Raw genomic sequence first — 8,657 nt, forward strand, 5'->3', positions numbered from 1 at the left:
CTACATTTTCTCGATAATTGTTGCGATTCCTTGGCCAACGCCGATGCACATGGTTGCTAAACCATACCGTACATCACGTTTTTGCATCTCATGAACTAATGTTGTAACAATTCGTGCACCACTACATCCTAGTGGATGTCCTAATGCAATCGCACCACCATTGACATTCACTTTATCCATATCAAGCTCTAATTCTTTAATACATGCCACAGATTGTGCTGCAAATGCTTCATTTATTTCGATTAAATCAAGATCGTTAACAGTTAAACCAGCCCGTTGTAAGGCTTTTCTTGTTGCTGGAACAGGACCGATTCCCATATAGTCAGGATGGACACCACTTACAGCAGATGTCACCACTCTTGCAATCGGCTTTAAGCCAAGCCTTTCAGCAAGTTCCTTTTCCATAACGAGAATGGCGCTTGACCCGTCATTTATCCCTGATGAATTTCCAGCCGTTACAGTCCCAGCCTTTTTGAAAACGGGTTTTAGTTTCGACAGTGTTTCTAGAGATGTTTCGGGACGTGCATGTTCATCCACCTTGAAAAGTAGTGACTCTCCTTTTCTTTGCGGAATTTCAATTGGGACAATTTCGTCATTGAATCTTCCACTTTGAATCGCTGCTGCTGCTTTTTGCTGACTTAAAAGGGCAAGCTCATCCTGCTCTGCTCTTGAAACCCCATATTTTTCTGCGACATTTTCAGCAGTTTCCCCTAGACTGATCGGAGGATACATTTCGTTCATCACTGGATTGACAAGGCGCCAGCCTAACATCGTGTCATGCAAGGTTTGGTTACCTCTCGCATTTGATACTTGAGGCTTCATCATGACGTACGGTGCACGGGTCATGCTTTCTGCTCCACCTGCAATAAAGACATCTCCTAAGCCTGACTTTATGGTGGCAGCCGCTTGGTTTACAGCCTCTAGACCAGAACCACAAAGCCGATTAACTGTTACCCCTGGTATTGAAACGGGGAGCCCTGCGAGCAGTAAGCCCATCCTTGCTACATTTCGATTATCTTCACCCGCTTGATTGGCGCATCCGAAAAATACATCTTCAATTAGGGTTGGGTCAAGATCTACACGGGCCATTAGCTGTTTAATGACATGGCCTGCAAGATCATCAGGTCGTACACTTGTAAGAGAACCATTTAATTTTCCAATTGGGGTCCGAACAGCATCAATTATGACTGCTTCTCTCATACTGAAAGCTCCTTGTTTCGGTTTTGATAATGGTAAAAGCATTTATCGGTTTCTCCACCAATCCACCCTGCGTACACAAGCTTTCGAATCAGTGGGGCTGGTCGATAACGCTCTTCCCCTAACTCACGATATAATCCACTTAATACCGCATAAATATCGTCTAGCCCAATTTTCTCTGCCCACTCAAGCGGACCCATTGGATAATTGGTTCCTTTTTTCATCGCGATATCAATACTTTCTGCCTCTGCCGTTTGCTCAGTTAATGCATAGGCGGCTTCATTAACAATCATCGATAAAATTCGAGGGAATACAAAGCCTACTTCATCCTCCACAAGTTCGATATCCTGACCGATTAATGAAAAAATGTTTGCAGCTATTTGCACATAGCTAGGATCTGCCTGTAATGGCAGTGCCACCTCGATTAAGCTACCTTCCTTAAAGTTAGCAAATGTCCCAAACCCTACTACTCTATCAGGGCTAGTCAGCCATGAAGCAACCTCAGTCACTGTCACACTAAGGGTAGTCGATAGTATCAAAGTTGTTGGTGAAACACTTGCCTCAATTTCTTGGATTCTACGCTTCTTTTCTTCTTTATTTAGGTTGGTCGTTTCAATGACGACATCGACTTGCTCATTCATCTGTTTAGAATCCACTAAATGAACTTTTTCGTTTTCTTGAAAGGATTGGGAGAGTTCTTTGGCGAGTAAATTCTCCCCTACAATGACGACAGTTTTATTTGTCATAGTTGAAGAACCCTCCTTTTGTTTTTCTTCCTAGGCTACCTGCTTGAACCATACGCTCCTGATAGTAATGAGGGCGGAATCTACTTTCTCCGTGAAATCCTTCATATACCGATTTAGTTGTTGCAAAATTGATATCAATCCCGATCAGATCCTGCAATTCAAAAGGACCCATTTTAAAATTCCCTGCTCTTTTCATGATGCAATCAATTTGCTCAGCAGAAGCAATTTTGTCATTCATAATTCGTAAAGCTTCATTGTAAAATGGCCGCGCCACTCGATTCACAATAAAACCGGGTGTATCCTTACACATCACTGGACTTTTGTGAATCGTTTTTGCAAATTGGACAAGGGTTTCAACAGTTGAGGAAGCTGTTTTTAAGCCCTGTACCACTTCTACAAGTGGCATGATTGGTGCTGGATTAAAAAAGTGCAAGCCAGCGATTCGTTCAGGATTTGCGCTTTGACCAGAAATTTCTGTAATCGAAAGTGAGGAAGTATTCGATGCCAAAATCGAATCTTTCGAACAGATTTCTTCTAGTTGTGAAAAGATAGACCGTTTAATCTCCAGCTTTTCTGGAGCAGCCTCAATTACCAATTGGCAGTCGGCGAATGCGTTCATATTCGTTGTCGTTACCAAATTCCGTTTTGCTTGTTCTGCGGTGGTCTGGCTAATTTTTTCTTTAAATACTAATCTATCAAGCTTTGACTCTATTGATTCCTTTGCGCGGGATACCGTTGCCTCATCGATGTCAAACAGGATAACAGGGTATCCATTTTGAACGAGTAGCTGAGAAATTCCAGCACCCATAGTTCCAGAACCAATAACACCTACTTTTTTGATTTGCTGCATGGTTTTCGTCCTTTCTACTTTGCCGCGTCTTCCTTTTGCCAACGAATGTACTCAAATACGCTTTTACATTCATTGCAGTAATATTGGCGAACTAATTGGGCTGTACCAAAGGATGAAATCTTCTTTACATCATTGGATGAGCAAAATGAACATTGTACATTTTCATGGTTAGACGACATTTTGCTTCGCCACTTCCTTTGAAATCTCTTGAATCTTTGCATCAAATTGTTCTACTAATCTTGCGTCTTTTGGAATGATGTTTTCTGTGACGAAATACATATCATTTTCAATTTTAATTAACCACTCTTTTGCTTCCTGAGCTGTTTTGGCAATAGCTTCTCGGCACCTTCTTGGAATCGATCCTTTATCAAGTAAAAGCTGTTCACACCAACTCTCTGAATAGATGAGATGCTCCTGCTGCTCCTTCAGCATTTTTGTAAAAGGCGGGTTCACATTGGGATTATTCGCTTCTAGCATCGCTTTCATTACTAAATCAACTGCAACATTTGTGACGTAGAGTCCCGCGATAAGTTCAATCCAGTTTCCAATTTGCACATTCTGTCGGAACGCTTTTCCTGTTTGGGTCTTAACTTCCGACTTAACGCCTGTTAGTTCAGATACCCATCGATAAAGAAGTCTGGAATGACCGAGTTCCTGCTGAGCCATTGCTATCGATGAAAGTGTCCCTTCCAATGTAGGTCCACTTATGCCGATTTCGACTAAACGGTCACCTAAAATAAATTTGTTATCTGCTATTGTTTCGCCTAGTTCTATTAACGAAATATGCTCCTTAGTCAACATTCTCACTCCTTTGCAAATAATGGTTCTGGGCTACGAACGCAAACAAGGTCATCTTTTTTCACCACGTACATTTCAACCCAGTCTTCCTCATCGTAAATATGCTGTGCATATATCTTAGCCAATTCATCATTTACGGCCTTAAAAGTTCCCACATGAATAAGTTCATCTCCACGATTGATTCGAGTGAGAAGAAGGTAATCATGTTTAATGGCTGCTTCTACTGTCATGAACTTACCCCCCAGTGCTTTAATTTTTTCTTTCCTTCTTCACTAAGGTTTGCCGTCGTCCAAGGTGGATCCCAAACAACCTGAATCTTTACATCTTCAACTTCTTCTTCCTTTAGCAAACGCTCTTTGATATCGTTTTCAATCCACTGCATACAAGCGCATCCAGTGGAGGTATAGGTCATTTCAATTTCTAAATCGCTTCCATTTTTAGTTATGTTATAAATTAACCCCATATCGACAACACTGATTGGAAACTCTGGATCCATTACTTCTTTTAGAGCTTTCCAATACTTTGTTGTTGCTTGTTCACTTTGGATAATCCCACTCATGCTTATGCCTCCTCTGCTCTCATTTCTTCCAACTCCCAAACTCCTTTTTGGATGCGAGTAACAAATTCTTTATTTTGAGGACCTCTTTGCTTAAAGCGTTCGATTGCCCCTTCCCATGTGTCAGGTTGGTCTGTTAACCATTTTTTGTTTTCAGCATCAAACTTACAAGGGAACGGAACATCAATCACATATTTTCCTTGGTCTTCATCATAATGAGCTGGAACCTTAATTCCGATAGATTCGCAGAATGGAACAGCTGTTGATAACCATTTTTGTCTTAATTCATCATTGGTTCGGCCTTTGAGTCGATAATCCAATTGTGCGGAACGGCTCTTCAGATTATCTGCTACTCCGAAGAATTCAAGTGCCATTAAGAACATCCAATCCACCGCATCTTGAACTTGCTTTGCCGTTTCTGGATTTTTCATCGCATTTTTCATTATGATTTCACCATTGCGAAGATGGAACAATTCTTCCTTATCCACCTTTACCAGTGCGCGCTTCCAAGGCCCATAAGAGGTATGTTCATATGCATCACCTAAAAGCGTATATCCGGAACGGTCGAATAATCCGTTAAAAACTCCTAATTCAACCCAGTTGTCTAATTTAAAATCAAAAGCGTAAGGATTTTTCCATCGGTTGGCTGGTCGATGATAGAGCATTTCTTCCACATCTTCACCCAGGTCTTCCAGTAAGCGGTATGCGATATGCGCATGACCGATCTCGTCTTGCATAACTGCTAGAGCGGTTATCTTATAGTTTAAGTTTGGGGCTTGATCGTAGACCGTTAATAGTGGCGGGACGCTAAGAAGTTCTGTATCTCCTACAATCGCAAGTGTTTGTTTTAACGCTTTCAAATATTCGTCATTCATATCCTCCATACGCTCAACTATAAAACCATTTTGTACTTTTTCCAGTAATACCTCAGCTTCCTTAATACTCATAAATGAACACCTCTTTGTATTACGTTTTTTTAACTATCGTTTATAATATGTAATATAGAATATTTTAAATTGTTTGTCAACATGTTTATATTGTTTTTTAAACGTTAATTTTTTAATCGTAATAGATGGGGGTTGGGGTTATGTAAAAATACCAACATCATATCTAATCCACACCAAACAAAAACCCCAAGATTGCTATTAAAATAAACAATCTTGGGGTTTAGTATTTTTATAGTTTGCTATATCCAATTCAACGATTTACATAAACAATCGGATTTTGACCTCGTTTTGTAATCCGTTCCTCACGCTCTAAATAGTTTAAATGCGCAATCGTTTCTGCGATTGCGAAGCGCCACTGATGTGGGTTGAGCTCGCGATGAGAAAACAATACCTTTGCAATCTCATACGTCGTTTTATGGTCTGCCAAGCTTTCAATATATGCAAGCCGCTCGTCATGATGCTGGATTAGCTCGTCAATACGTTCATTTACATGGAGAACTGGTGAATGGTGGGCAGAATAAATCTTTTTAATTGGATATTTTCTAATTTTTCGCAATGAGTCTATATATTCATGTAATGGGTGCTGGCTAGCACCTGGCCAAACACTAATATTAGGGGTGATTTTTTCAAGAATATGATCGCCACCAATTAAAATGCCCTCTTCTTCTTGAAAAAAGCAAACATGCCCAGCACTATGGCCAGGAGTATGGATTACGGACCAATGTTTACCGCCAAACTCAATTGTATCACTAATTGATTTAACATCAGGTAATGGTAGGACATTTTGACCGAGTTTTTCCATATGCTCCGAGATTCCATCCGCTAGATCTTCTGGAACTCCATGCTGCAACACCATTTCTTTCATAAGTGCAACCTGGTTGCTTCCTTCCCCCCATACTCGTGCCATCATTCTCGCATCTATTTCATTCATAAAAAGATCGGCACCTGTTTGCTTTTGCATCCATCCTGAAAGTCCTGAGTGGTCTGGATGAAAATGGGTTAAATAGATGGTATGGATTTCTCGATGCGTGATTCCCAAATGGTCAAAAACCTCTTGCCATGCTTCTCTTGCTGCACGGTAATTTAACCCTACATCAATCATGACATACCCATCAACCTGTTTAAAAAGATAACAATAGACATACTTCATCGGAAAGGGAACGGGAATACCAATCCGATAGCCACCACATTCAATTTTTTCAATATTCATGGCTCACCTCAGTTAAATGTAAATCTCACCAAACGGATTGAGGGCTTTATCGCGTTCAACTTGAATTTCGCGATCTGGTGCCCCCTCAAAAACGGACTCAAAGTACCGGATTGATGGGATTGATAAAAGCTGATGAATATTCCAGAATAGTTCTCGCGCCTTAGCCCCAATCCATCCCTCTGGTAGTAAATCTCTTGGAAAACCTGGGTCCTGGAAAAGAAATTTTCTGTACTCATGTACAAGTACAGTTCGTTCAATAAAACATTCTTCGTCCTTTAATGTGTTATTTAACGCTTTTTCTCGCAGTTCTTCAATTTTCGGGGTGAACTTATCAATAAATGTTTGATATTCATCCCTGACCATTTTTAAGTCCCATCCAATATCAATGATGCTTTGATTGTCATGGGTTACAATTGAAGACGATGTAAATAAAAATACATGTTCTTCAATTCCGTGCACTCTGATCATTTCTTTCACTTGGTCCTCAATCGGATTTGGCGTTACCAAGGTACTATTTGTTAGATTTCCAAAACCTGTCCAAATCAGTTCTTTCCGGACTTTATTACGAATCTCACGCTTTTCTTCTGGGAAGGAATATGTAAGGATTCGCCACTTCTGATCCCAAATGTGATTTTGAGAGGCATATACCCTGCTAACCCCTTCATCAACCCGACCTTGGGCAGTTGCGGAATAATAGCTCTTCTTTCCTACTTTACGCACTTCAAGCAAATTGTTTTGGGCCATCCGAAATATCGCGCCCCTTACAGACGATTCAGATACTCCAAATTGTTTCATTAGTTCAATTAAACTACCAACCCAAATTTCTCCCCCATAATATTTAATATATTCACCATATAATGTAAACATTAAGGATCTAGGCTTCATCGAAGTCACCACACTTGCTAATTTTTGTTATATTTCAATATTGTTAATATTAATTATAGAGGATTTTGGAAATTATGCATTAAAAAGTGGTCTTTTTCCTGCTTCATTTGTGTGGAGATCTTCTTGTAAGATGGATCGTACATCCTCAGGTATGGGAACTGCCTTAATTTCGGTTGGCGTTTGCTTTACCCAGCCGCGTATCTCGTACCCATGTCCTGTTCTTGTTTCTCCTCTAAATACCTCATGCCTTAGTTTAATCGTTTTCGTTTTAATTTCTTCAACTTCAGTTCGTATTGTAATAATGTCGTCATATAATAAGGTCCTTTCAAAGCTGCATCTTGCATCAAGCATTGGCAGGATAATTTGCCGTTCTTCTTCTAATGTGTTTGGGGATAAACCACAGCTTCTAAAAAATTGGTGTCCTGCGATATCGAACCATTTGAAGTAATTTGGGTAGTAGACGATCCCCGCTTTATCAGTATCTCCCCAATTTACGATGACTTGAAATTCATTTGATCTCACACTTATCCTCCTATTGTTAAAAAAGCTTAAGAAATTTGCTGATCCTTGGTTATTTTAAAATAGCGATATCGGAAACTCCGATATCGCTTTTAATTCAATTGGTTTTATTTTCCGCTCCAGTTAGCTTCACGCTTTTCGATAAATGCACTTAAGCCTTCCTGAGCATCCTGAGAACGGAATAAGAGGTTTTGTAACTCCCCTTCATACCGGATTGCTACGTTAAGTGGCATTTCTTTACCATTCATGATGGACAGCTTAATGTTAGAAGTAGCGTAAGAGGCACTATTTGCAATTTTTTGTGCATATTCTAATGTTTTTGCTCTTGTCTCTTCCTGCGGATATACGCGATCCACTAGTTTAATATCTAATGCTTCTTGAGGTGTTAATGTTTCACCAGTGATATTCAAATCAAGAGCTTTTGAATGCCCCACTTGGCGAGCAAGTCGTTGGGTTCCACCTGTTCCCGCTAAGACACCTAGGGAAACCTCTGGTAGCCCGATTTTTCCGGCTTGGTCGCCCATGAATCGTAAATCACAAGCAAGAGCCATTTCTAATCCTCCACCTACCGTGTGACCCTCTAAACAAGCAATCCAGATTTGTGGAGATCGAGCAATTTTATCTAATGTTTCGTTACAGAATAGGCAAAATTGAGTTTTAAAACGCGGTTCTGCAGATTTTAAGAAATTAATATTTGCTCCTGCCGAGAAGAACTTTGGCATATCACTCATGAGTACAACTACTTTAATATCATTGTCAAAACGAATGTCATCAATCGCAGCATTTAATTCTTTGTAATACTCAAGGTCATAGGCATTTGTTTTGTTCACATGCATGTGGATTTCAGCAATACCGTTGGCTTTTTTTACTGTTAACGTATTTGTTTCGTTTACTGTAGTTGTCATTCTTCCTTACCTCCTAGAATTATGTATTACGTTTTTAAATCTTT

Annotated in this window: 12 protein-coding genes; all 12 read right to left on the bottom strand. The window is 40.0% G+C overall.

Annotated features, from left to right (window positions below; genetic code table 11):
* The 12 genes from V7138_RS02315 to V7138_RS02365 all read right to left on the bottom strand — a co-directional run bounded on the left by V7138_RS02315 (window position 1) and on the right by V7138_RS02365 (window position 8,613).
* Window positions 1-1,200 (bottom strand): thiolase family protein, encoded by a 1,200-nt coding sequence (locus V7138_RS02315; protein WP_335393888.1) that lies wholly within the window; start codon window positions 1,198-1,200, stop codon window positions 1-3.
* A complete protein-coding gene (locus V7138_RS02320; protein ID WP_335393890.1) occupies window positions 1,197-1,943 on the bottom strand; it encodes a 3-hydroxyacyl-CoA dehydrogenase family protein in 747 nt (248 codons plus the stop codon). The genes V7138_RS02315 and V7138_RS02320 overlap by 4 nt, the downstream gene beginning before the upstream one ends.
* Window positions 1,933-2,793, bottom strand: coding sequence for a 3-hydroxyacyl-CoA dehydrogenase NAD-binding domain-containing protein (locus V7138_RS02325; RefSeq protein ID WP_335393892.1), 861 nt, complete (start codon window positions 2,791-2,793; stop codon window positions 1,933-1,935). The genes V7138_RS02320 and V7138_RS02325 overlap by 11 nt, the downstream gene beginning before the upstream one ends.
* 14 nt (window positions 2,794-2,807) lie before the next feature.
* Complete coding sequence (locus V7138_RS25255; RefSeq protein ID WP_438824301.1) at window positions 2,808-3,014, bottom strand: PaaD-like zinc ribbon domain-containing protein; 207 nt, start codon at window positions 3,012-3,014, stop codon at window positions 2,808-2,810.
* The gene (locus V7138_RS02330; protein WP_335393894.1) at window positions 2,962-3,594 is read right to left on the bottom strand and encodes a Phenylacetic acid catabolic protein; all 633 of its coding nucleotides are present in this window, start codon (window positions 3,592-3,594) and stop codon (window positions 2,962-2,964) included. Before V7138_RS02330 ends, V7138_RS25255 begins: the two co-directional genes overlap by 53 nt.
* 2 nt (window positions 3,595-3,596) lie before the next feature.
* Complete coding sequence (locus V7138_RS02335) at window positions 3,597-3,821, bottom strand: hypothetical protein (RefSeq protein ID WP_335393896.1); 225 nt, start codon at window positions 3,819-3,821, stop codon at window positions 3,597-3,599.
* A complete protein-coding gene (locus V7138_RS02340; protein WP_335393898.1) occupies window positions 3,818-4,150 on the bottom strand; it encodes a metal-sulfur cluster assembly factor in 333 nt (110 codons plus the stop codon). The genes V7138_RS02335 and V7138_RS02340 overlap by 4 nt, the downstream gene beginning before the upstream one ends.
* Before the next feature lie 2 nt (window positions 4,151-4,152).
* Complete coding sequence (locus V7138_RS02345; protein WP_438824302.1) at window positions 4,153-5,094, bottom strand: Phenylacetic acid catabolic protein; 942 nt, start codon at window positions 5,092-5,094, stop codon at window positions 4,153-4,155.
* A gap of 250 nt (window positions 5,095-5,344) precedes the next feature.
* Entirely contained in the window at window positions 5,345-6,304 is a 960-nt protein-coding gene (locus V7138_RS02350) for an MBL fold metallo-hydrolase (RefSeq protein WP_335393900.1), read from the bottom strand.
* Window positions 6,305-6,316: 12 nt separating this feature from the next.
* Window positions 6,317-7,189: a PaaX family transcriptional regulator gene (locus tag V7138_RS02355; protein ID WP_335393902.1), complete on the bottom strand. Its 873-nt coding sequence runs from the start codon at window positions 7,187-7,189 to the stop codon at window positions 6,317-6,319.
* A gap of 72 nt (window positions 7,190-7,261) precedes the next feature.
* Window positions 7,262-7,711: an acyl-CoA thioesterase gene (locus V7138_RS02360; protein WP_335393904.1), complete on the bottom strand. Its 450-nt coding sequence runs from the start codon at window positions 7,709-7,711 to the stop codon at window positions 7,262-7,264.
* A gap of 104 nt (window positions 7,712-7,815) precedes the next feature.
* Window positions 7,816-8,613, bottom strand: a complete 798-nt coding sequence (locus V7138_RS02365) for an enoyl-CoA hydratase/isomerase family protein (protein WP_335393906.1) — start codon at window positions 8,611-8,613, stop codon at window positions 7,816-7,818.
* Between the last annotated feature and the right edge of the window lie 44 nt (window positions 8,614-8,657).

Source organism: Bacillus sp. JJ1533 (genome assembly GCF_036965045.1).
Classification (GTDB): Bacteria; Bacillota; Bacilli; order Bacillales; family Bacillaceae_L; genus Ferdinandcohnia.